We start from the raw sequence: 22,559 nt of genomic DNA on the forward strand, positions 1-22,559 counted from the left end.
CATTGAATTTATGAGAGAGTTATGGCGAAGATCATCGTCACCTTTAATGGTTTGATACAACAAGAAGTCAGCATTACCAAATCCCGCATGACGATAGGGCGTCGGCCAGGCAATGATATCGTCATTGATCACCTCACTGTGAGTGGTCAGCACGCTGCCATCGATACCACAGCGAACGGTTCGTTTGTGCTGGATCTGGGCAGTACCAACGGCACCATGGTCAATAGCCAGCCTATCAAAAAGCATCTATTGCAACATGACGATGTGATTGATATTGGCAAATACAAATTGCGTTTTCAGGTAGAAAAAAGCGCGCAGGTGAAACCGCTTGGTGAGGTGGCGGCGGACCCCGGCATCGCGGCTCTTGCAAAAATCCGCGTAATGAATGGTAACAATGCAGGCAAAGAGTTAACGCTCGTCAAACCCATCACGACGATTGGCAGCCCCGGCGTACAGGTCGTGGTGATTGCAAAGCATGCCACCAATTACTCTATTACACCCGTCGAAGGTGCCACAAAGCCTAAAATCAATGAACGGGAAATCATCGCAAAGACCATTCTGGCACATGGTGACATTATCGATTTGATGTCAACCAAGATGCAGTTTTTGGTTGATCGCTCATAAACAAAAATGGACTACCCATTGCTGGCGTAGTCCATTTTTATTGAAGAGCAAACAGCAGCTTAGCACTCCTCTTTTCACATCATATCGTTCTTCGTTGTATCGAACGAGTTGTTGCTTTCGTCAAATTCGTTTACTTACCGCACAGCACCGCTTCGGTACTTTCTGAGCAGTTGCATGTTATTCGAATAACTAACTGGACCGTCATTCACATTACCTTTTGGCGTCGAGTATTCCAACCGAAGGTTGTTGTCATCGGATATCCATACCATTGGATCTACGCCCACGTTGACGAGGTAACGATCAATACCCTGACTATCTAGCTCTCTGCTTTCGATCACATGTTCAATCGTTTGATTGGCTTGCGCTAAAAGGTTCACAAGTGGCGATGTTTGGCGAACCAAATTGATGGCTGTTGGATTCACGTCGCTACGAAGCGGATCATTAGAAGCAATCAGCATTCCTTGGCCGCCAAGTTGATACAAAGAGACATACTTAAACTCAGACCTAGCGGTACTGATGATACTTAGGATGTCCGTTGGATTTAAGTGGTGCAGCTGTACCCATTGTTGGAGAATGCCGTCTGGTTGGAGATGTGCTTTGGCCAATTGATAAAATTCGCGGTTGTACAGCGACGCCGCGCCAGCGAACCAAATAGAGGTAATTTCAAGGCTGATCATATCGTAACGTTGTTCCGGCGAAGCGAGCAATAGCATATTGCGTCCGTCGGTGATGTGAAGATGGACATGCGGCAGATCAGTCACATGCGCATTCACTTCACCGAAATGCTTATTCGCCATCTGAACGACATCGCGGCTTAGTTCTGCGATATCTAGGTTTTTAAAGCCAGCATCATTCAATACGCGGCTGGTGACACCAGTCCCGTAGCCAATCACTAATGCACGATCACGCTTCTCTTGATGCATCAATGGAACGATAGCGAAGCCAATTTGGGCGGTCATTTCACCTTGCCAGGAATTGTTGCCTTGAAATTTACCGTTGGTGAGCAAAGTTTTTGTTTTCTCGCCTGTTGCTTGTGTCACCGAGGTCAATCCACCATCAATACTTTCTGCATGATCAATGACCTTGCCGATCGCTTGAGGCGCAAAATAAACATTCGCACCAGAGCTCAAGGCTTGATAATTGAGCGGAATTTCAACGCAAACTAATATCAGGCACCCGGAGAACACCACTAAAAGATAGTCGTGTTTCTTCAATGGCAAACCACTCAGAACTATCACGAGCATTGATAACAATAACGCCGTCAAACTGATGACGTGAATGGATTGAATACCACCGATGCTTGGTAATAAAACGAAACCAAATAACACGACGCCGATAATATTACCCACCGTATTGATTGCTGATCCAACGCCAACAGCCTGGATCTGCTTGTTCGGTGTTAGGTGGGTGATGATGTCCATGCCTAGTACATACGCGCCACCGATAAAAATAGTGGGTGGTAACATAATCAATGCACAAACGATGGCACGAATTGCTTCTCTTGCTGCAAAAGTGCGAGCTGGTGGGTGTGCCGCGAAGCTAGCGAAATAATCTGGAATAGCGTTCCAAAAGTAGATACTGCATGCAGTGCTGAGTGCTAGTCCAATCAATGCATAGCTGAGCCATCTTAATGGTTCTGGCTGTGATCTTTCCAATAGGCCCTTGAAGAGAAAACCACCAATCGACAGTCCTGACAGGAAGGTCGCCAGCATCAAGCTAAAAGCATAAACGCTGTTTCCTGCTACGATAGAAAGCATATGTACGTATGTGACTTCAAGTCCTAAAGATAACAGTCCTCCAATGCCCAACGTGGATAAGACGAGATTCATTGCATACTTCGGTGATTCTGGGATGATATAGACGATGGTTTTCGTATCTATGGAGGGTTGAATGATCCATTTTTTATTAAGTTCGATACCACCCAGAGCCACTAAAAAATTAAGCACTGCAGCGATGAGTGTCGTGTTTGTGATACCAACGTAAGGGATCAACACATAACCACAGATCAAGGCGCCGATTGTGGCTCCTGCTGTATTGGCAAGATAAAGCAGTGCAACTTTGCTACCAATTCGATGTGTTTTTATATTAAGTATTTGTGCAAGCAGAGGCAATGTTGCCCCCATAAGTATCGTCGGTGCGATGAGCACCAGCCCACCGAGACATACTCTGAGCGATAACAAAGCTGGTGAATCTGGTGAGATTCCCTTCGCTACAGACACATAGAGCGTTTGAGTCGCATGAAATAGCGCGGGGGTGGCAATACAATACAGAGCAATCAGACCCTCGATCGCAGCATAGGTGAAAAGGGGTCGTTGCGATTGACTCGCGAACCTTCCACCCAGATACGACCCGATTGCCATTCCACCTAAGAACGTTGAGAGTACTGTCAACGTAGCTGTTGAGGTGCTACCGAAGGTGAGAGCGAGCGTCTTCGCAAATACCACCTGATAAATTAATGCTGCAGCGCCAGAGGCAAAAAACATGACGCTGACTTTTCTTTCCAAAGTCGAAAAGAAAGTCAGTTTGAGACCACGATCGCTAACTGCATTTTCAATCGGTAATGCTGCGAGGTAATTGAAGCGCTTTATGGCAATTGATTGAAAAACCACGACGATGGCTGTCCATCCATTCATCACCCAGCAGAACCATGGATGTTGCTCTGAAAAAGGCACTAGCTCACGCAGTACGACGATCCAAATGAACCAGGTGAGGAATCCACCAATAACAGTCCATTTTCTCTCAGCGTATGACCAAGCAACGGTTTCGGTGCAGAGCGCGATAGCCGCTAGTGTAAAAGGGACGGCTACGATGAGGTCGACCACATAGTGCTCACCTAGGTAGAGAGTAGCGGTCATAGTCAACGCCGTCGCGATAACATAAAGGAGCTTACTCCACCAAGAACTACCAGTGCGCCACCATAGCAAAGTTGACGCTAGCATCCAGCCAAAATGCATAGAAGGCATACCATTTCTTGGCGCAGCTCCTCCTGGTACTAGTTGGATCGGGAAATGGTTCCACTCTTTTAATGAATGAATATATTCATTTGCTCCAAAAATATACTTTGGGCCAGTTACTGGGAAAAAATAATACGCGAAGATCGCGGATCCAGACAAAATCAACCATGTTTTTGCACCAGAAGCGACGTGCGTAGGCATACCGCTTAATTGTTTTAAAGAAACCAATAAAAAACCGATAGGCGTAAAACCGTATGCGATATTTACTAAAACTGGTAGCCAACTGTTGGAGTTTACAATGTGATAGAGGGATGGGACAAAGTTAAGACCACTACTTACATCCCAACGCACTGCGTATAAATCGTAGACAAGCGGGTCGAAAAGGACCCCTAACTCAAATGCGGTAGCAGGAAATGCAAAAAATAAAATAATAACGACAAATAATCGAGATAAATTTTGCTCAAATATCGTGTTACTGGTTGTTCTGAAAATTTTAATTATTTTTATGAAGAGCAAAGTGATGGCTGGAATGCTCATGAGGGCGGTCAAAGTAATGAAGCCATCGACTCCATGTTTTTGTAGCCACGTGAGGGGGTTTCCTACTTTTAGATGCACAGCAACGTAAATAGTGAGCAATGCTCCGGATAGAAAAGCGAGTTGACAGGATTTGACTGATGGTTTTGAACCAATAAAAAGTAAAAGAAAAATCACCGAGAGGCTTTTAAACAATCCAAAAAAAGCACTTGGGCTAAAATCTGGCATATTCCGAATATAAGACTCATATGGCCAGGTATTAAGTTTTAATGTTGCACTGACTAAAAAAATAAAAGTAAAAATGAGTGCGATTTTTTGAGCTGATTTGTAGTCTTCTACACCATTTTTTCTAGATATCATTTTTATTCTTGGTCGTTAGGAGAGTTAGATCTTGTTGATAGTTAAAAACTAGATACTATTGCAATATTCTCGTTTGATTTCTTTAGAGCTTTTCGGTCGAAAAAATCTCAAGTAAAAAAAATAGCCCCATAGGGGCTATTTTTGGAGATCAAACTAATTAATTACCGCGGCAGCTTGCAGGCAAGTAATTAGTTGGGATCGCTGTTGTACCTGTGTTGCAAGTCCAAGTCACTGCGCCACCTGTTGTTGCCGGTGCTGTTGGTGTCAACACAATAGTACCCGAGCTCATTGCTGGTTCCGCAGCAGATGCTGTAGCGGTAATGATACCGGCGCTTTGCGCAACAGATGCGACATACTTCGTGCTTTGTGTAGCAAGAGTTAAAGAAGTCGCTGCAGGGAACGCATTATTGTAAGCGTAGAATTCGGCTACAGCGTCTTTACCAGCAGATGCCGCCAAGATAACTTCGGAAACTTTAGCGCGCACTGTGTAATCTTTATACGCTGGCAATGCAACAGCAGCCAAAATACCGATAATCGCGACAACGATCATCAATTCGATCAGAGTGAAACCTTTTTGTGCTTGAGAAGCAATGCTTTTAGTGATTTTCATTTAAAACTCCTTGAGTGATAGGGAATGAACTACAACGCTGATTAAGCATTTAGTGTGCCAGCTTTCAATTAGCTACAATAATTAAGATTTTATTAATAAAATAAATATAAAAATAGTCGAATGTTCCCGATGTTTCTTTTTTAATTTAGCTTTGTTCGTGCATGCTTCGTAGAGGGAAGATGAGTGAAGGAAAAAAATCCACGACGCAATTTTATAGTTGTCCGCTTCGACGTGACAAAAAACGTCAATTATTTGAGAGTGACAAAATTTGGCGGTCGGTGACCTGTTATCGGCCAAATTTGGGGAGTATGTGAAGACGTCTGGCAAATCTTTATTTAATTCAGATTTTAAAAAGATAAATTTTCTGAGTGATTGACGTTGAGCAGTCGCCGGCGTTAATGTCTCGATTTTCTGAGTTGGCTTAGAAAGGAATTGTAGTGAAGATGACTTGTGTTTTTAGCTTTTACAACTTTTTTCTTTTCCATTGTTTATCATGACTAGTAAATTCAACATTCAATCTCGTCTGAAAGCTTCGGGTATTCACCTTGCTCTTTCTGTAACCATTGCGGCTTTAGTCGCCGCTATCGTGTTTTTAGTTTGGTATCCGGTTCCCTATGACACAATTTGTGGTGGTTTAAATCTTTTAATGTTGGTATGTTCCGTTGATATTGTGTTAGGACCACTTCTTACTTTCGTCGTTTTCGACGTCCGAAAGAAAAAATCAGTCCTCGTGCGTGACTTGGCTGTCATTGGCCTTGTTCAATTGGTAGCGCTGACATACGGTGTGCATACAGTCTATATCGCACGCCCGGTCGCGATTGTTTTCGAAGGCGGTAAGCGATTTCGAGTGGTTACGAATGTAGAAGTTCAAACGGAAGAGCTCCCGAAAGCTTTACCTCAGTTCCGAAGCTTGTCAATGACTGGACCTGTATTAATGAACACTCGAACTGTTAGTGATAGTGAAAATTATGATGCCGTCATGGGCGCATTGGCCGGCGCGGATATTGGCACACGTCCCAGCTTCTGGGTGCCCTATGAAGGTCATGAGCAAGAAGTGATCAAAGCTGGTAAGCCGTTGGATCGGTTGTTGAAGCAATATGCAAGTTCAACCGAGACGATTGATGCGATGATTCGCCATGCGGGGCTTACGCGTGAAACGACTCGCTATCTACCTCTGGTTTCTCGACGGGTGACGTGGACGGTTCTGATTGATGCAAATCATGGCAAGATTATTGGCTTTTTGCCATTGGAAGGCTATTTTTAGCGGTCAGTGAGGGTGTTGCCTTTGCTCCAATGCGAAGGTGTTTACCGGTCTGCGGTTCGTGGGTCTGGTGGTGTCATTAAGGGGTGCGACTGATCTGAAAGGCAATGTCAGTCGCATTTTATTTTGTTGGTGATTTTATTGGGTGTGGTCGAAGTGATGGGTTTATCGAAGTGGACGACAGGAGCAGTCGGAACAGATCGCAAATCGGATCTGGTATATGCCATCCTAGGTGTTGGGTTGTTGTTATCTTTTATCCTGCCTTGGCATGTTCATCCGCTCAGAAGCTATTACCACGATCTGAGTAGTATCGCGGGTGTACTTTTATGCGCGGCGAGTATGGCATGGTTTGCACGCGGTCGTCAGCTGATGCTGCAGGTGCCTGCGTTGATATTGTTTCCGATCGCGATGGTGCTGATCATCGCCATCGATGTTTGCTTTCCGAACAGAACGGCTTGGTTTGATGTGTTGATCCCGATTCAGTATTTCTTGATGATGGCTGTATCGATTGTGCTTGGTGCATCGTTGACGTCAACCGAGCGTGGTCGTGATGATTTTTGCGTCATGGTGGCGAGTGTCTTTTTGATTGCGGCGATGCTTTCTTTTGTGATGCAGTTGATTCAGGTTGCCGGGATTGATGTTTCGCCAGCAGTGATGTATCTGCCATTTACCAAAAATTTAGGGCGCCCCTATGCCAATCTTGCTCAGCCAAATCAATTGGCGTTACTGTTTTGCCTTGGCTTGGCAGGTACATGGTATTTGTTTAAAAAACGAGGCGACGATCATCAGCCGCAATTAACCGCACCCCAATCGCTGCTCATTGCAATGTGTCTGATTGTGGGTATCGCGCTCACACAGTCAAGAATTGGCTGGATTATTCTGCCGTTGTTTACAGCGATGCTTGTTGCGCAGCATCGTGATGCATCTTCTCGTCGTCAGCATGCAGCGATTATTGGGTTAATGTGCCTGTATGCCGCGATTGTGTTTTTACTACCGCACATCACTGCCTCTGTTGGCATGGTTGGCGGTAATGTCGCAGAACACGTGGGTGGCCGATCTGAGCGTAAAGGTTTGTGGTTGCAGGCTTTGACGTTAGCACAGACGCATCCGTGGTGGGGTGTGGGTTGGTTTGGTTTTGGTGCCGGACAGGTCCACATTGCGGCCGATTTTTCTTCGTCGACGTATGCGGAGCATGCACACAACCTGATTCTGAATTTTGCTGCAGAAATGGGCTGGCCCATCACAATCATATTTGTTGTCGCGTTTGGTTGGTGGTTCTGGCAAAGTTTTGTCGTCGTTCGCAAACAGCCTGCGTTGCAGTTATCTGGAATGTGTCTGATTGCTGCCTTGGTACACAGTATGGTGGAGTTTCCACTCTGGTATGCCTACATGCTGTTGCCTGTCGGCCTGCTGATGGGGATGCAGCATCAAATGCGTTGGTCTGCCCGTGTGGTGGCCGTCAAACCTTCTGCGGTAATCAGTGCTGTTATCCTCGCTTTCGCTTGCATCGGGTATATGACGTGGGATTACCAACGGGTGGTGGCCGGCTTTCAGGTGTTGCGGTGGGAACCGACGCCGTCCGCATCGGGGCTCAAAAAATTAGAAAAGCCGAACTTTACCTTGTATCCGCAGTTTTTTGATTACTTCAAGCTCATGGAAATGGACGCTGAAGAGGGGATGTCGGCAGAGGATATTGCTTATGTCGAGAAATGGACACTCCGTTTTGGCTTTGTCCATATCATTAATAAATTGGCAGAAATTCATGTGCTCAACGGTGAGCCGCAAAAAGCAGCCCGTGAGATGACGACTTTACAGCGTTTGCATCCCGATGCTTACCCTGAATATTTTGATTACTGGAAAGCAAAATCGGCCTTGGATTCACGCTACGCGATGGTGTTTGCACAAATGCCGCCGCGCAACGCGCCCTGACCGCATCGGGCGCGGGTTTGAACTAGTCTGTCACTGGGGGAGTCTGATGATTGGCTTGATCAATTAGACTCACCCAATCTCCTGATTTACCACCGTGTTTTTCCATGACGCGGATATCGCTCATCACCATGCCACGATCGACGGCTTTGCACATATCATAGATGGTGAGTAAGCCGATCTGTACTGCGGTCAGTGCTTCCATTTCTACACCCGTTTTACCGATGGTATCGACTTGTGCTTTGCATTGTATGGTATTGGTCTCGGCGCTGATGCTAAAATCAACTTGTACTTTGGTTATCGCAAGTGGATGGCAAAGCGGGATGAGATCACTGGTGCGTTTTGCGCCCATGATCGCTGCGATGCGGGCAATACCCAGGACATCTCCTTTTTGTGCTGTACCGTTGGTGATGATGGCCAGTGTTTCTGGCTTCATGCGAATGGTGCCGCAGGCGATGGCAATGCGGTGAGTATCTTGTTTTTCTGCGACATCAACCATATGTGCTTGACCATCTTGGTCAAAATGGGTGAGCTGTGTTGGTGGTAAATCGTTTGCCATGAGAGTCACATCAGGAGGAAAGTTGAAGAATTTTGGAACGAACGCTGTCAGCAGACATCATAGCACCGTCACAAAAAAAAGCTTATCCGGTCGATTAAATCGGATGTTGGTTCAGCGTAGTCTCGTGGCCGCAATGCTTGCCGCCTTATGCTACGCGCCAGCGGGGTACACCCAATCGACTTCCGCAACACAAAATCTGCCCACCCTTGGCGACACTTCGCGCGAGGACTTATCCCCACTCGCTGAGCGCAAACTCGGCGAGCAGATCATGAATGTCGTCCGGAATGACCCAGATTACATCGATGATGGTCCTGTTTCTGAATACCTCAATCGACTCGGCAATCGCTTACTTGATGCACACCCAGATGCGCGGGGCGAGGCGGCATATAACTTTGAATTTTTTGCGGTTCGTGATCCGGTGTTAAATGCCTTCGCCTTTCCGGGGGGATTCATTGGATTACACACCGCCTTGTTGCTCACGGCACAAACGGAGTCTGAGTTAGCTTCGGTGATTGGGCATGAGATCGGTCACGTCGCACAGCGGCATATTGCACGGATGCTGACGAGCCAGAAATTTGATTCGTACATTCCCTTGGTCGCCTTAGCGCTTGCTGTGCTGGCTGCGAGGTCTAGTCCGGATGCCGCGATCGCCGTTGCAGCAGGGGGGCAGGGTGTGGCTATTCAGAAACAGCTTAATTTCAGCCGGGATGCCGAACGGGAAGCGGATCGCGTCGGCTTTCAGATTTTGAGTGATGCGGGTTTTGACCCAACGGGAATGGTGACTTTTTTTGGGCGATTACAGGCTTCTACTCGTAATTACACGGATAACGCGCCTGATTTTTTACGAAGTCATCCCCTGACAAGCGAACGGATTGCGGATATTCAGGCACGTGCACAGACCTTGCGCTACAAACAATACGCGGATGGCCTTGAATTCTTTTTGATGAAATCCCGTGTTCGCGTGTTGCAAGATACGACCGTGCAAGGCTTGATGGACGCAAAACAAGCTTTTGAGTTGCAATTGAAATCGGAGCGGGAGGTTGATCAGATTGCTGCAACCTACGGTCTTGCGTTTGTCGCTTGTAAGCAGCGTGATTTTGTCAAAGCGAGCACCTTACTGGAAGACGCTAAGGCGCAAACGGCACGTTCGTCATCGCAAAAGCATGTCCTTGAACTCAGTAGTGCGTTCGATAGTCTGAGTATTGATATTTTATCGGGTAGCAAACAATTCGACAAAGCCAGCAATGAAGCAGCCCATGCCATTGAGCGCCTACCGTTGTCACGAGGCTTGGTCTATCAATATGTCGATACATTACTTGAGGCAAAAAAAGAGGCTGCTGCTGGTGTGTTTCTGCGCGATCAGTTAGTGCTTTATCGGCAAGATGCGAAGTTGCAAAAATTGTTGGCCAAAGTGTATGCGGCTGAAGGGAAGCAAGCCCTGCAACACATCGCGCTCGCTGATGCATTGGCGATTCAAAATAATTGGAGCGGCGCTCTCCAGCAGCTCGATATTGCCCGACGCGAGAAAGACGCCGGTTATTATGAGTTATCGGTGATTGATGCGAATGAGCGCGACTGGAAAGAGAGCCACAAAGAGGAATTGGCCGAAGAACGTAAGCAACGACGTTGATGATCAAGGTTGTGGCTGGGGATGACTGATAAATCGATAGGCTGCCATCTGCAGTGGGATGGTACTGAACTGAACCGCGATCACTTCGTCGCTCCGTTTGTCGAGGCGCAATGTTAATGCATGGTGTTGCCCCTCGGACGCCAGCCACCCAAAAAGTGTCTCGTCGCTGACTGGGTGTCCGTCAATCTGTAAGTGGCTTGCGACCTGCGCTAAATCTCGGTCATCCACTAAGGCAAGTAGTTTTTCTGACGCTAAAACGAGATGGCCATCGGCGTCCATGGTCGCTGCGATCACCGGCGGCATTGCTTGCTGGGTATGAAGTTGGAGTGAGAGCAGGTCGTCAGTGGTGCTTTCGTTTTTGTCGATGGTACGCGCAATATACGGTGTGGTATCGAGATCGACATACACGCGTTGTGGACCATTCTGAAAATACCAGCAACCTCGCTCATCGGAGGAATAATTGCGATGGATAAAGTCGATTAACGTCGGATGACGAATGATATCGCCGGGTAATTGCAATGCTTGGCAGCGTTCATCGCGCATGCGCCATTGCCCCCGAGCGTCGAGCGCTAACCAGCCGTAACAGTGCGGCACATTGGGCCATTTGGCCATCGCGGCCTTGACGATTTCATCCATCAGCATGCCTTATCAAAAAAATGCAATATTTTCTCGGGCAACCAGTTGAGGCTGCCAGGAGGGGTGCCGGTCGCAAAACCGACATGTCCCCCATGTTGCGGGTAATCGAGCGTCACGCAGGGCGCGGCGTGTTGAGGTAAATGCTGGCCCGGCAAGAACGGGTCATTTTTTGCGTTCAGTACCAGAGTGGGCAGCGTGATGTCATGCAAAATATGTCGTGCGCTTGCCCGGTACCAATAATCTTCGGTATCGAGATAGCCGTGCAACGGGGCTGTTACTACGTTGTCGAATTCATAGAGATTTTTCGCTTCCAGCAGACGATTTTTATCAAATAGACCTGGGAATTGTTCTAATTTTTTTAGGCATTTGGGCTTTAAGGTTTTCAGAAACATCCGCGTGTACATCATATTGATGCCGCTTGATAGCGAGGCGCCCCCTTGTGCCAGGTCAAGTGGAGCGGAAATGGCGCAAGCGGCGCGGACAATTTCAGCCTGATGTTGGGATTCGCCAAGCCAACGTAAGAGCGCATTCCCACCGAGCGAGACGCCTGCCGCAAAGAAATGGGCAGTAGGGTAGTGCTGGTGATGGCGCTGGTGAAGGCGACGTAAAACCCAGTCGATCTCTTGCGCGTCGCCTGAATGATAGAAGCGGGGCGCTTGGTTGAGTTCTCCGGAGCAACCGCGAAAATGCGGAATCACGCCCCACCAGCCGCGCGTCTTCAGAGCGGCCATTAATGCTCTCGCGTAGTGACTATCACTCGATCCTTCTAAGCCATGAAACAACACAACCATTGGCTGACCGGGTTGACCATCCACAAAATCGAGGTCGATAAAGTCGTCATCAGGTGTCTCCCAGCGCTCGCGCCGGAAGGCTACCTCGGGTTTAGTGATCCAAAGTGCAGGATAAATCGTTTGTAGATGCCCCCCGGGGAGCCAGCGTGGTGACTGATAGTTCATTCTGACGTGGTAGTGAGATCGTGCTTCGCTGTGTGTGAGCAGGAAATGATACCGCAGAAGCCCACGCAGCGTGGGAGTCGCGTCAATGCAGAACGCTAGCTTTGAACAAATCGAGTGGAGCCTTGCCTGCGGCGACCGAGGCGTGATGCATGGTGATTCGCCATCCCTGTGGGGTTTTCATGTAGACGTTCGTTGCCAGAATATGGACATCTGGCAGATTGTCGTTGGCATTGTGTACTTGCTCAATGACACTATGGACGGCGCTGAGCAGGTTATGCGTCGCATGGAGTTGCGTGGCCTGAATATGCACGCTACCCCGCTCAAAGATGGCTTCCCATGAAGCGCGGATTGCAGCGTGGCCGATCTGACGGCTCGCCCCAGGATGAATACAGACAATTTCTTCATCTTCCGCCCACAAAGCCATCAAACCATCGATATCAGCACGTCCAAGCGCATCATAAAATGCGGTTTCGACTTCATCGGCGCTACCATTAAACTGCTTCTTTGCGGGCATGTGAGTGACCTGGTGTGATCGATCGGTTCGTTGGGCGATGTGGGTGTCGGAGCAAAGGATCGTCTTAGTGACCTTTGATGACGGTGCCTGGAGCCAGTTTGTATTGCGTTCCGCAATAAGAACAGGTTGCCGAGCCGCCATGTGACAGATCCAGGTAAACTCGTGGGTGGGAAGACCACAGCGGCATCGCTGGATTTGGGCAATGTGCCGGTAAATCTTTGGCTTGCAGTTCGACAACGTTATTCGCTGATGTGGTGTTCTGTGTAGCTGACATACGGACTCCGGTAAAAATAAGTGCGGTTGTGAAGAAAAACAGGGGCAGCAGATACCGCTGAACCGCCATTTGCTTCAGTTGAAGACAATAAGCGGTGATTTTAACGGATTCCAGTCAATTACTGTCATTGATTTGTGGTCATGGGTGAGCGTCGTTTTGTAATCAACGTTAAAATAACGGGCTCTATTATCAAAATAACGATCTGCACACAACGATACGATGACGCTGCCCACATTGGCGGCTACGTGGCCGGAGACGCCGACGTCATTGTTTTGTGTCACTCCTTTTCACCATGTCTTTTGAATCTGATCACGCTGCAACGAAAGAGGCCCTGCGTCTTGGTGCGCCCACTTGGTTTGGTATTGGTGCCTGGGGGCTGGTGGTGGGTGTCGCCATGATCAAAGCCGGTCTGAGTTTGCCCCAAGCCTTGGGAATGACTTTTATTGTCTTTGGCGGCTCAGCGCAATTAGCCTCGTTACCTTTGATTGGTGCGCACGCACCAGTGTGGGTGATTTTTGTGACGGCGCTGGCAGTCAATTTACGTTTTGTGATTTTTTCAGCGATTTTGGCACCGCATTTCTCGCATTTGCCATGGCGTAAGCGTGCCTTGTTTGGGTTTATGACGGGCGACGTAGCGGTTGGTTTATTTATTCAGCGTTTTCCTGATCTGCGGGATATGAAAGGTAAGTTGGCCTTTTTGAAGGGGCTGATTTTTCCTAACTGGTTGGCATGGCAGGTGGGTTCGGTGATTGGTATTTTTCTGGGAAGCCAAGTACCGAGTCGGTGGGGACTTGGCGTTGCCGGAACGTTGGCAATTTTGTGCGTCATGTTGCCGTTGATTATCAGCCGCGCCGCACTCGCGGGTGTCGTCGTTTCTGGCGTGGTTGCTTTGCTGTGTTTCCACTTTCCTTATAAATTGGGAATATTGTTGGCAGTTGTCGTCGGGGTCATCACGGCCATGATGTTTGAAGAAATGATGCTTAAAAAGCAATTATCGAAGGGACCTGAGGCATGACTGACCTTGAGATTTGGATTGTCATTGCTGCGTTATGGCTGGCCACCTTTATTGCCCGAAGTGGCTTTTGGCTCGCTGGTCACCGTATTCAACTGCCACAACGGGTGCAAGAAGCATTGCGCTATGCCCCTGCCTGCGCTTTGGCCGCCATTATCGTGCCTGATTTTTTGACTTATCCCACTGGTGCCGATCAATGGGATTTTAGTTGGCATAATCCTAAGTTGCTGGCAGGTATTGCGGCAACCGTGTTTTTCCAATGGAGAAAGAACATGTTGCACACGATTATGTTTGGCATGGTGGTCTTCACAGGTCTACGCCTAATGTCGTGATGCCTTGACGGGACTGCCCAGAGCCTCAAAAAGGGCACCGCGCCGCGTTCCACGACACAAAAGATTGTTATAATGATACTTTTTAACTGGTATCCTGCAATTTCTTGTTATCACGCACAAAATCACGCACAAAACTCTGTGGTGTCGGCAAGGGGCTTTGGTAAAATAGCGCTTTTAGTGCGGTCAACCAGATCCAGGATGGAGCACCACCTTGGCTTCTTACGGGTAGGATCTTCTATCGTTGGGCGGGATCGTTGCAGTTCGACACGCCTGTTATTCTTTTAACCACGCAACTTCACTCTCTATCACGATGCAATTCAACCGACTCAGCGACCTCATCGCAGGCAATCAGCTCCAAGGCAAACGTGTTTTTATTCGTGCCGATCTTAATGTTCCTCAGGATGATCAGGGAAATATCACCGAAGATACGCGTATCCGCGCATCGGTTCCTGCGATTCAACAGGCGTTGCAAGCAGGGGCAGCCGTGATGGTGACTTCCCACTTGGGTCGCCCTACAGAAGGTGAGTTCAAGCCTGAAGACAGCTTAGCACCTGTTGCTGCGCGTTTGTCTGCATTGTTAGGTGTGCCAGTTGAGTTGAAACAAAACTGGGTTGATGGTGTCGATGTTGCTCCAGGCCAAGTGGTCTTGCTTGAAAACTGCCGCGTCAACAAAGGCGAAAAGAAAAACGACGATGCGCTGGCCCAGAAATTGGCTGCACTGTGCGATATCTACGTCAACGATGCCTTCGGTACAGCGCATCGCGCAGAAGCAACAACCCATGGCATCGCTAAATTTGCTCCTGTTGTTTGCGCAGGACCACTGTTGTCCGCAGAACTGGATGCGTTGGGTAAAGCCTTGGGGCAACCAGCTCGTCCATTGGTGGCGATCGTTGCTGGCTCTAAAGTATCGAGCAAACTGACCATCCTCAAATCCCTTGCAGACAAGGTGGATAACCTGATCGTTGGCGGCGGTATTGCCAACACCTTTATGCTGGCTTCTGGCTTAAAAATTGGTAAATCATTGGTCGAAGCTGATTTGGTTGATGAAGCCAAAGCGATCATCGATATGATGGCAAAACGCGGCGCATCAGTACCTATCCCAACGGATGTGGTGTGCGCGAAAGAATTCTCTCCGACAGCAGTAGCGACAGTGAAAGCCGTTGCTGACGTCGCCGATGACGACATGATCCTTGATATTGGCCCTGCGACAGCAGCCTTGTTGGCAGAACAAATCAAAACAGCGGGCACCATCGTTTGGAATGGTCCTGTTGGTGTGTTCGAATTTGATCAGTTTGGTCACGGCACGAAAGTATTGGCGCAAGCCATTGCTGATTCTGCAGGCTTCTCGATTGCAGGTGGTGGTGATACGCTGGCAGCGATCGCGAAATACGATATCGCTGATCGCGTGGGCTACATCTCTACTGGCGGCGGTGCTTTCCTTGAATTTTTGGAAGGCAAAACATTGCCAGCAGTCGATATTTTGTTGCAGCGTGCAGCGAAATAATCGAAAGCCTTTGCAAAACAAGCTGTCAACGTAAAAATAAGTTCGTCAGTGCATCAACCGACTAAAAAAATTCAGGAGATCAGATGTTACGTGCCACTAAGATTGTCGCCACAATTGGCCCCGCCTCAAACGACGTTGAAACCCTCATCCGGATGATACGTGCAGGTGTTAATGTGGTACGTCTCAACTTTTCTCATGGTAAGGCACAAGATCACATTGATCGCGCTAACATGGTTCGTCAGGCTGCAGCAGCATGTGGTCGTGAAGTGGCGATTATGGCGGATTTGCAAGGTCCTAAAATCCGTATCGGTAAGTTTGAAAACACCCGTATTCAGATCGAAAACGGTGATAAATTCATTCTTGACTCTGATTGCACGCTTGGGAATCAAGAGCGCGTTGGTCTGGATTACAAAGCCTTGCCGCGTGACGTCAAGGTCGGTGATGTGCTGCTGCTCAACGATGGATTGATTGTATTGATCGTCGAGCGCATCGTGGGTAATGAAATCCATACCGTTGTCAAAATCGGTGGTGAGCTGTCGAACAACAAAGGTATTAATCGTCAGGGCGGTGGTTTAACAGCACCAGCACTGACAGGAAAAGACATGGAAGACATCAAAACAGCGATGTCTTTCCAAGCAGATTATATTGCGGTCTCGTTCCCGAAAAATGCGACGGACATGGAAATGGCGCGTCAGTTAGCCAACATCGCTGGCGAACCTTACAACCATAAACCGATGATGATCGCGAAGATTGAGCGCGCTGAGGCGATTCCTGTGTTGCAGGAGATTCTCGATGCGTCGGACGGTATTATGGTGGCACGTGGTGACTTGGCGGTGGAAGTCGGCAACGCAGCGGTGCCAGCATTGCAAAAGCGCATGATTAAAATGGCACGCGAGTCCAACAAATTGGCCATCACAGCGACCCAGATGATGGAGTCCATGATTGTGAATGCGGTGCCAACCCGTGCAGAAGTATCCGACGTCGCTAATGCGGTATTGGATGGTACGGATGCCGTGATGACATCGGCTGAAACAGCGTCGGGTAAATATCCGATCGAAACGGTGGAGGCAATGTCAGCCATCTGTATCGAAGCTGAAAAGTTTCAGGAATATAAGCTTGACGCCGATTTTCTGAATGTCACGTTTACACGCATTGACCAATCAATCGCGTATGGCGCGTTGTTCACAGCGCATCACCTAGGCGTGAAAGCGATTGTGGCCTTGACTGAGTCGGGTTCGACTGCATTATGGATGAGCCGCCATAGCATTAATATTCCGCTGTTTGCATTGACGCCAAGCGTCGCAACACAGCGTAAAGCAGCCTTGTATCGCAATGTTCGTACTTTCACTTTGCCGTATTCTGCTGATCGCGACGCAGTGCTGAGATCTGCCGAAACGGTGTTGCAGGAGAATGGCGTTGTCAGCAAGGGCGACATGATTGTAGTGACCTGGGGTGAGCCGATGGGACAAGTGGGCGGTACCAACGCCATGAAGATTGTCCGCGTTGGCGAGTATCAGGCGTAGTCTGCGTGAGCATACGTTGATGCGGCGCCGTCATGGCGATGACCGCATCCGTATGACGGTTAATGATTTTTAATAGTACTTCTGGAGTTTAATATGCCTCTCGTATCGATGCGTCAATTGCTGGACCACGCTGCTGAAAATAGCTACGGTTTGCCAGCGTTTAATGTGAACAATCTGGAACAAGTAACAGCGATCATGGAAGCCGCTAACGAAGTCGGCGCGCCAGTGATTATGCAAGCTTCTGCTGGTGCACGTAAGTATGCCGGTGAAGCATTTTTGCGTCATCTGATCGAAGCTGCTGTTGAAGCGTATCCTCATATTCCTGTGGTCATGCATCAAGATCACGGTCAGTCTCCAGCCGTCTGTATGGCAGCGATTAAGTCTGGCTTCACTTCGGTGATGATGGACGGTTCGTTGATGGAAGATGGTAAGAGTGTTGCTAGCTACGAGTACAACGTTGCAGTATCGCGTGAAGTCGTGAAATTCTCTCACTCGATCGGTGTGACGGTTGAAGCCGAACTCGGTGTGCTCGGTTCATTGGAAACAATGATGGGCGACAAAGAAGACGGTCACGGTGCTGACGGTAAAATGACGCGTGAACAGTTGTTGACGGACGTACAGCAAGCCGCTGACTTCGTTAAGCAAACACAATGCGACGCGTTGGCGATTGCGATTGGTACTTCCCACGGTGCCTACAAGTTTTCCCGTAAGCCAACCGGCGATATTCTGGCGATTGATCGCATCAAAGAAATCCACGCACGTATTCCAAACACCCACTTGGTGATGCACGGTTCTTCTTCCGTACCACAAGAATTGCTCGAAGAAATTCGTCAATTTGGTGGCGACATGAAGGAAACGTACGGTGTACCAGTTGAAGAAATCGTGATCGGTATTCAAAACGGTGTACGTAAGATCAACATCGATACCGACATTCGTTTGGCGATGACAGCAGCGATCCGTCGTTACATGTTCGAAAATCCAGGTAAGTTTGATCCACGTGATTACTTGAAACCAGCACGCGAAGCAGCAAAACTGGTGTGTAAAGCACGTTACCTGTCCTTCGGTTGCGAAGGTCAGGCAGCAAAAATCAAACCACTGCCATTAGAAAAAGTAGCAGAGCAGTACAAAAAAGGCGCGTTGTCGCAGATCGTCAACTAAGCTGTTGTGTAACTTCAGGGCGCAGACAATGCGCCCTGAGCATTTTTACAGATGTAATTTTGCATTATTAAATTTGCAGCATTGATGTGCTTCTGACATCGCTAGTGTGACCCACATGAACGATGGCAACCATCCCATTGCAGCACTCAAGAGTATTGAAAAATCATGACTACCCAAATTAATTCCACACTCAAGTCTTTGCCACTGTTAGGTCGCGGCAAAGTGCGCGACAACTACGCCGTTGGCGATGATAAATTACTGATCGTAACGAGCGATCGTTTGTCCGCATTCGATGTCATCATGTCTGAACCAATTCCTGAAAAAGGTCGCGTTCTGAATCAGATGGCGAATTTCTGGTTTGAAAAATTGGGTCATATCGTACCAAATCACCTCACTGGTATTGCGCCAGAAAGCGTGGTTGCAGCGGATGAGGCCGATCAAGTACGTGGTCGTTCTGTTGTTGCGAAACGTCTCAAACCGATCATGGTGGAAGCGGTAGTTCGTGGTTATATCATTGGCTCTGGCTGGAAAGATTATCAAGCGACTGGCGCTATTTGCGGCATCACTCTGCCAGCAGGTTTGCCACAAGCAGCCAAGTTATCCGCACCGATTTTTACGCCTGCAGCAAAAGCGGAAATGGGCGAGCATGACGAGAACATCAGCTTTGCCGACATGGAGCAACGTATCGGCGCAGAACTCGCTGCAAAAATCCGTGATATCAGTATTCAGCTCTACACCGAAGCCTCCGACTACGCTGCCACACGCGGCATCATTATCGCTGACACCAAGTTTGAATTTGGTCTCGATGACAATGGCGTATTGCATTTGATGGATGAAGTGTTGACCGCTGATTCTTCTCGTTTCTGGCCTGCTGATTCGTATGCAACGGGGATTTCACCACCTTCATTCGACAAGCAATTTGTTCGTGACTATCTCGAAACGATCACGAGCTGGAATAAAACGGCACCAGCACCTGCACTGCCCGAGGACGTCATTCAAAAAACATCCGCTAAATACCAAGAAGCGCTGGAGCGTTTGACTGGTGAAAAACTGAAAGCGTGATCATGACCCAAGAGCAAAAAATTGTTGTGGGTGTGGTGATGGGCTCTTCTTCCGATTGGGAAGTGATGCAACACGCCGTCTCCGTACTCAAAGAGTTTGGTATTGGTTTTGAAGCGAAGGTTGTTTCTGCACATCGTATGCCAGATGAGATGTTTCAATTTGCCGAAACCGCCCGCGAGCGCGGCATCCGCGCCATCATCGCTGGCGCTGGCGGTGCAGCCCATTTACCAGGCATGATCGCAGCAAAAACGATTGTGCCTGTGTTTGGCGTACCGGTTCCTTCGAAATATTTGCGTGGTGAAGATTCGTTATTGTCGATCGTACAGATGCCCAAGGGCATTCCTGTTGCGACGTTTGCTATCGGCGAAGCGGGTGCAGCAAATGCAGCGTTGGCAGCGATTGCCATGCTCGCGACAACCGACGAGGCACTTGCTGCGCAGTTGTTAGCGTTTCGCGAGAAGCAAACCCAAGTCGCTCGCGACATGGTGTTGCCAGTCTGATTGAGCGGTACTCAGTGATGCAGTGCTGGTGTGGTTGAACATGCACCGCACTGTTTCTTGAAGTGCCGTCGAGACGTTTTTCGGCAGTACAAAAAATCGACAGCAATCGAACACGATTCGACATCAGATCGATGCAGTTTTAAAAAAGCGGCTAACCGCTTCAACGCCGTCGCTGGCATTAGGACATGTCAGCGTTGGTCGTTAATGCGTCTGGAGGCGCGGCGCGCTCGCACGTCGTTCCGGACTCTCACAATGTTTTATCCAGACCGGGGAAGCACTATTGACCCCGATTACAGGTGATTGACCCTGTTACACAGAATTTGACATCATGACTATCGACAAGCAAGTACATCCAAGACAACCGCTCCTTCCTAACACCGTCTCCAGCTGCCTCGGCATTTTAGGTGGTGGTCAGCTCGGTCGCATGTTTGCCCACGCCGCACAGGCAATCGGCTACAAAGTAGCGGTCCTCGAACCTGAGGCGGGTTGTCCTGCGGCACAGGTTGCCGAACACCATGTTCAGGCAAATTACGACGATGAAGCGGGAATGAGCGTATTACACACCTTGGCTTCACGCGTAACGACCGAGTTTGAAAATGTCCCTGCGGATAGTTTGAATTACTTTGCCCGTGATGGTTTTGTCTCACCTGCTGGGGCATGCGTGTCGATTGCCCAAGACCGTCTTTCTGAAAAACATTTCTTTACCCGTTGCGCGCTCAATAACGGTGTTTATCCAGCGCCGCATTGGGGCATCGCGACATCCGACGATGTGAAGAGCGCCCCGGATGATTTGTTGCCCGGTATCCTCAAAACAGTACGTATGGGCTATGACGGTAAAGGCCAAGTCCGCGTTCGCACGCGTGAAGAATTAGCACAAGCATTTGCTGGTATGAACGGTCAGCATTGCGTGTTAGAAAAAATGCTGCCGCTCGCGTATGAAGTGTCGGTCCTTGTTGCACGAGGCGTTGATGGTGAAGCGGTCGTCTACCCCATCGCTGAAAACGTGCACCGTGACGGTATCCTCTTTACGACGGTCGTACCAAGTCCGAATGTGTCACCAGAGATCGCAAAAAAAGCGCAGGCAGCAGCGTTAGATATCATCGCTGAACTTGGGTATGTCGGGGTATTGTGTATTGAATTTTTTGTACTCGATGATGGTACCTTGGCGGTCAATGAAATGGCTCCGCGTCCGCACAACAGTGGTCACTATACGATCGATGCATGCGTGACGAGCCAGTTTGAACAACAGGTGCGTGCGCTGGCGCAGTTGCCGTTGGGCGATGTTCGCCAACATTCTGCCGCTGCCATGCTCAATATTCTTGGTGATGTCTGGTTTGACACAGATGCCGCCACAAACAAAGAAACAATGCGAGAACCAGCGTGGGATCAGATCATGGCGATCCCTGGTGCACATCTGCATCTCTACGGCAAGGCGGAAGCACGTCGCGCCCGTAAAATGGGGCACATCACGTTTGTCGCTGGCACTATCGCTGAAGCGCAAAAAGCGCTGGCCAACGCTTGTACCATCCTCGGTATTGCGGCACCGGAGCAAGCGTGATGTCGGTGGTTGCAAGCGTGAATGAAGCGGCGCAAATCAGTGCCGCAGCACAGGCATTAGCAGAGGGAAAGCTGGTTGCTTTTCCTACTGAGACGGTCTACGGACTCGGCGCTGATGCAGAGAACCCAGAGGCAGTGGCGCGTATTTATGCGGCCAAAGGTCGCCCTTCCAATCATCCAGTGATCGTGCATGTGGCACCGGAAGCAGATATCCGCTATTGGGTAAAAGAGATTCCCGCCGAGGCAGAAAAGCTCATTGCTGCCTTTTGGCCTGGTCCGTTGACCTTCATTCTGAAACGTGCGGATCATATCCCCGATGCAGTTTCCGGTGGACAGGATACGGTGGGTATACGTTGTCCTTCGCATCCCGTAGCGATGGCCTTATTGCGTGCTTTTAAAGACGGAAAAGGCGGCGTCGCAGCACCATCTGCGAATAAATTTGGACATGTCAGTCCGACGATGGCAGCACACGTTATCGAAGAGTTTGAACAAGAGGTACAGGCAGGTGGTCCGATTGCTTATGTCCTTGACGGTGGTCAGAGCGAGGTTGGTATCGAATCGACGATTCTTGACTTGAGTCGTTTAGCGACGCATGGTCCGGTTTTATTGCGTCCTGGCCACATCACGGCAGATCAACTGGCGTCGGTACTGGGTGTTGTCCCCGCAAGCCCCGATGCCGCTGCACCCCGTGCCTCAGGCACCCTGGATGCCCACTATGCGCCACACACCCCCGTGGTGCAGGTCGCTGCCAATGAACTTGATGATGTGGTTCAACAGTTACAAGCCAAAGGTCAGCGTCTTGCATTGATGAGTTATCAAGCCCATCCGGCGATTCATACGGACGCTTGGCGTCACCTACCCGCCGATCCAGCAGGCTATGCGCATGACTTGTATGCAGGCTTACGCGAACTTGATCACGCCGATGCCGATGTGATTTTGGTGGAAGCCTTGCCGCAAGAAAAAAATTGGCAAGGCGTCAACGACCGTCTCCGCCGCGCGGCATTTGACTCGCAGGACGTGTTACGTCAGTTACTGGCGTCTTGATTGGACGCCTAGTTGCGTCAGCCGCATCA

The 22,559-nt window shown here is 49.0% G+C and carries 20 protein-coding genes; 13 read left to right on the top strand and 7 right to left on the bottom strand.

Annotated features, from left to right (window positions below; translation table 11 throughout):
* The first annotated feature begins 21 nt into the window (after window positions 1-21).
* The gene (locus ACO0K2_RS01440; protein WP_423014996.1) at window positions 22-624 is read left to right on the top strand and encodes an FHA domain-containing protein; all 603 of its coding nucleotides are present in this window, start codon (window positions 22-24) and stop codon (window positions 622-624) included.
* A 134-nt stretch (window positions 625-758) separates the two neighbouring features.
* On the opposite strand, the gene ACO0K2_RS01445 is transcribed toward ACO0K2_RS01440, so the two are convergent.
* Window positions 759-4,472: a fused MFS/spermidine synthase gene (locus tag ACO0K2_RS01445; RefSeq protein ID WP_423014998.1), complete on the bottom strand. Its 3,714-nt coding sequence runs from the start codon at window positions 4,470-4,472 to the stop codon at window positions 759-761.
* Window positions 4,473-4,629: 157 nt separating this feature from the next.
* Entirely contained in the window at window positions 4,630-5,082 is a 453-nt protein-coding gene (locus ACO0K2_RS01450) for a pilin (protein WP_423015000.1), read from the bottom strand.
* A 493-nt stretch (window positions 5,083-5,575) separates the two neighbouring features.
* Here ACO0K2_RS01450 and tfpZ point away from each other — a divergent pair, with 493 nt between their 5' ends.
* Both tfpZ and ACO0K2_RS01460 read left to right on the top strand, forming a co-directional pair.
* A complete protein-coding gene (gene tfpZ, locus ACO0K2_RS01455; RefSeq protein WP_423015002.1) occupies window positions 5,576-6,346 on the top strand; it encodes a TfpX/TfpZ family type IV pilin accessory protein in 771 nt (256 codons plus the stop codon).
* Window positions 6,347-6,475: 129 nt separating this feature from the next.
* Window positions 6,476-8,272 carry a Wzy polymerase domain-containing protein gene (locus tag ACO0K2_RS01460; RefSeq protein ID WP_423016125.1) on the top strand — a complete coding sequence of 599 codons (1,797 nt, stop codon included), beginning with the start codon at window positions 6,476-6,478 and terminating at the stop codon, window positions 8,270-8,272.
* Window positions 8,273-8,294: 22 nt separating this feature from the next.
* Here the strand turns inward: ACO0K2_RS01460 and moaC are convergent, their stop codons facing one another.
* Entirely contained in the window at window positions 8,295-8,828 is a 534-nt protein-coding gene (gene moaC, locus ACO0K2_RS01465; protein WP_423015004.1) for a cyclic pyranopterin monophosphate synthase MoaC, read from the bottom strand.
* Window positions 8,829-8,850: 22 nt separating this feature from the next.
* On the opposite strand from moaC, the gene ACO0K2_RS01470 reads away from it, so the two are divergent.
* Complete coding sequence (locus ACO0K2_RS01470; RefSeq protein WP_423015006.1) at window positions 8,851-10,458, top strand: M48 family metallopeptidase; 1,608 nt, start codon at window positions 8,851-8,853, stop codon at window positions 10,456-10,458.
* A gap of 3 nt (window positions 10,459-10,461) precedes the next feature.
* Here the strand turns inward: ACO0K2_RS01470 and ACO0K2_RS01475 are convergent, their stop codons facing one another.
* From ACO0K2_RS01475 to ACO0K2_RS01490, 4 genes are all read right to left on the bottom strand, one after another.
* Window positions 10,462-11,094, bottom strand: a complete 633-nt coding sequence (locus ACO0K2_RS01475; protein ID WP_423015008.1) for a DUF2946 family protein — start codon at window positions 11,092-11,094, stop codon at window positions 10,462-10,464.
* A complete protein-coding gene (locus ACO0K2_RS01480; RefSeq protein ID WP_423015010.1) occupies window positions 11,094-12,050 on the bottom strand; it encodes a YheT family hydrolase in 957 nt (318 codons plus the stop codon). Before ACO0K2_RS01480 ends, ACO0K2_RS01475 begins: the two co-directional genes overlap by 1 nt.
* Window positions 12,051-12,132: 82 nt before the next feature.
* The gene (locus ACO0K2_RS01485; RefSeq protein ID WP_423015012.1) at window positions 12,133-12,564 is read right to left on the bottom strand and encodes a YybH family protein; all 432 of its coding nucleotides are present in this window, start codon (window positions 12,562-12,564) and stop codon (window positions 12,133-12,135) included.
* A gap of 64 nt (window positions 12,565-12,628) precedes the next feature.
* Window positions 12,629-12,838 carry a zinc-finger domain-containing protein gene (locus tag ACO0K2_RS01490; RefSeq protein WP_423015014.1) on the bottom strand — a complete coding sequence of 70 codons (210 nt, stop codon included), beginning with the start codon at window positions 12,836-12,838 and terminating at the stop codon, window positions 12,629-12,631.
* Window positions 12,839-13,130: 292 nt separating this feature from the next.
* Between ACO0K2_RS01490 and ACO0K2_RS01495 the strand changes: the two genes are divergently transcribed.
* The 9 genes from ACO0K2_RS01495 (at window position 13,131) to ACO0K2_RS01535 (ending at window position 22,530) form a co-directional block, all read left to right on the top strand.
* Window positions 13,131-13,853 carry an AzlC family ABC transporter permease gene (locus ACO0K2_RS01495; protein WP_423015016.1) on the top strand — a complete coding sequence of 241 codons (723 nt, stop codon included), beginning with the start codon at window positions 13,131-13,133 and terminating at the stop codon, window positions 13,851-13,853.
* Window positions 13,850-14,182 (top strand): AzlD domain-containing protein, encoded by a 333-nt coding sequence (locus tag ACO0K2_RS01500; RefSeq protein ID WP_423015018.1) that lies wholly within the window; start codon window positions 13,850-13,852, stop codon window positions 14,180-14,182. The genes ACO0K2_RS01495 and ACO0K2_RS01500 overlap by 4 nt, the downstream gene beginning before the upstream one ends.
* A gap of 310 nt (window positions 14,183-14,492) precedes the next feature.
* Window positions 14,493-15,686 (top strand): phosphoglycerate kinase, encoded by a 1,194-nt coding sequence (locus ACO0K2_RS01505; protein WP_423015020.1) that lies wholly within the window; start codon window positions 14,493-14,495, stop codon window positions 15,684-15,686.
* 83 nt (window positions 15,687-15,769) lie between these two features.
* Window positions 15,770-17,209 carry a pyruvate kinase gene (gene pyk / locus ACO0K2_RS01510; RefSeq protein WP_423015022.1) on the top strand — a complete coding sequence of 480 codons (1,440 nt, stop codon included), beginning with the start codon at window positions 15,770-15,772 and terminating at the stop codon, window positions 17,207-17,209.
* A gap of 93 nt (window positions 17,210-17,302) precedes the next feature.
* On the top strand, window positions 17,303-18,367 hold the full coding sequence (fba, locus tag ACO0K2_RS01515; protein ID WP_423015024.1) for a class II fructose-bisphosphate aldolase: 1,065 nt from the start codon (window positions 17,303-17,305) through the stop codon (window positions 18,365-18,367).
* Window positions 18,368-18,532: 165 nt separating this feature from the next.
* Window positions 18,533-19,429 carry a phosphoribosylaminoimidazolesuccinocarboxamide synthase gene (locus ACO0K2_RS01520; protein ID WP_423015027.1) on the top strand — a complete coding sequence of 299 codons (897 nt, stop codon included), beginning with the start codon at window positions 18,533-18,535 and terminating at the stop codon, window positions 19,427-19,429.
* A gap of 2 nt (window positions 19,430-19,431) precedes the next feature.
* Window positions 19,432-19,929: a 5-(carboxyamino)imidazole ribonucleotide mutase gene (gene purE, locus ACO0K2_RS01525; RefSeq protein WP_423015029.1), complete on the top strand. Its 498-nt coding sequence runs from the start codon at window positions 19,432-19,434 to the stop codon at window positions 19,927-19,929.
* Window positions 19,930-20,257: 328 nt separating this feature from the next.
* Window positions 20,258-21,487 carry a 5-(carboxyamino)imidazole ribonucleotide synthase gene (locus tag ACO0K2_RS01530; RefSeq protein ID WP_423015031.1) on the top strand — a complete coding sequence of 410 codons (1,230 nt, stop codon included), beginning with the start codon at window positions 20,258-20,260 and terminating at the stop codon, window positions 21,485-21,487.
* On the top strand, window positions 21,487-22,530 hold the full coding sequence (locus ACO0K2_RS01535; RefSeq protein ID WP_423015033.1) for an L-threonylcarbamoyladenylate synthase: 1,044 nt from the start codon (window positions 21,487-21,489) through the stop codon (window positions 22,528-22,530). Before ACO0K2_RS01530 ends, ACO0K2_RS01535 begins: the two co-directional genes overlap by 1 nt.
* Window positions 22,531-22,559: the final 29 nt, after the last annotated feature.

The organism is Undibacterium sp. MH2W (assembly GCF_049340215.1).
GTDB lineage: Bacteria > Pseudomonadota > Gammaproteobacteria > Burkholderiales > Burkholderiaceae_D > Undibacterium.

Excerpts from the sequence above, each read along its gene's own strand:
- ACO0K2_RS01440 (WP_423014996.1), top strand. The coding sequence starts at position 22 with ATGGCGAAGATCATCGTCACCTTTAATGGTTTGATACAACAAGAAGTC.
- ACO0K2_RS01445 (WP_423014998.1), bottom strand. The coding sequence starts at position 4,472 with ATGATATCTAGAAAAAATGGTGTAGAAGACTACAAATCAGCTCAAAAA.
- ACO0K2_RS01450 (WP_423015000.1), bottom strand. The coding sequence starts at position 5,082 with ATGAAAATCACTAAAAGCATTGCTTCTCAAGCACAAAAAGGTTTCACT.
- tfpZ (WP_423015002.1), top strand. The coding sequence starts at position 5,576 with ATGACTAGTAAATTCAACATTCAATCTCGTCTGAAAGCTTCGGGTATT.
- moaC (WP_423015004.1), bottom strand. The coding sequence starts at position 8,828 with ATGGCAAACGATTTACCACCAACACAGCTCACCCATTTTGACCAAGAT.
- ACO0K2_RS01475 (WP_423015008.1), bottom strand. The coding sequence starts at position 11,094 with ATGGATGAAATCGTCAAGGCCGCGATGGCCAAATGGCCCAATGTGCCG.
- ACO0K2_RS01480 (WP_423015010.1), bottom strand. The coding sequence starts at position 12,050 with ATGAACTATCAGTCACCACGCTGGCTCCCCGGGGGGCATCTACAAACG.
- ACO0K2_RS01485 (WP_423015012.1), bottom strand. The coding sequence starts at position 12,564 with ATGCCCGCAAAGAAGCAGTTTAATGGTAGCGCCGATGAAGTCGAAACC.
- ACO0K2_RS01490 (WP_423015014.1), bottom strand. The coding sequence starts at position 12,838 with ATGTCAGCTACACAGAACACCACATCAGCGAATAACGTTGTCGAACTG.
- ACO0K2_RS01495 (WP_423015016.1), top strand. The coding sequence starts at position 13,131 with ATGTCTTTTGAATCTGATCACGCTGCAACGAAAGAGGCCCTGCGTCTT.
- ACO0K2_RS01500 (WP_423015018.1), top strand. The coding sequence starts at position 13,850 with ATGACTGACCTTGAGATTTGGATTGTCATTGCTGCGTTATGGCTGGCC.
- ACO0K2_RS01505 (WP_423015020.1), top strand. The coding sequence starts at position 14,493 with ATGCAATTCAACCGACTCAGCGACCTCATCGCAGGCAATCAGCTCCAA.
- pyk (WP_423015022.1), top strand. The coding sequence starts at position 15,770 with ATGTTACGTGCCACTAAGATTGTCGCCACAATTGGCCCCGCCTCAAAC.
- fba (WP_423015024.1), top strand. The coding sequence starts at position 17,303 with ATGCCTCTCGTATCGATGCGTCAATTGCTGGACCACGCTGCTGAAAAT.
- ACO0K2_RS01520 (WP_423015027.1), top strand. The coding sequence starts at position 18,533 with ATGACTACCCAAATTAATTCCACACTCAAGTCTTTGCCACTGTTAGGT.
- purE (WP_423015029.1), top strand. The coding sequence starts at position 19,432 with ATGACCCAAGAGCAAAAAATTGTTGTGGGTGTGGTGATGGGCTCTTCT.
- ACO0K2_RS01530 (WP_423015031.1), top strand. The coding sequence starts at position 20,258 with ATGACTATCGACAAGCAAGTACATCCAAGACAACCGCTCCTTCCTAAC.
- ACO0K2_RS01535 (WP_423015033.1), top strand. The coding sequence starts at position 21,487 with ATGTCGGTGGTTGCAAGCGTGAATGAAGCGGCGCAAATCAGTGCCGCA.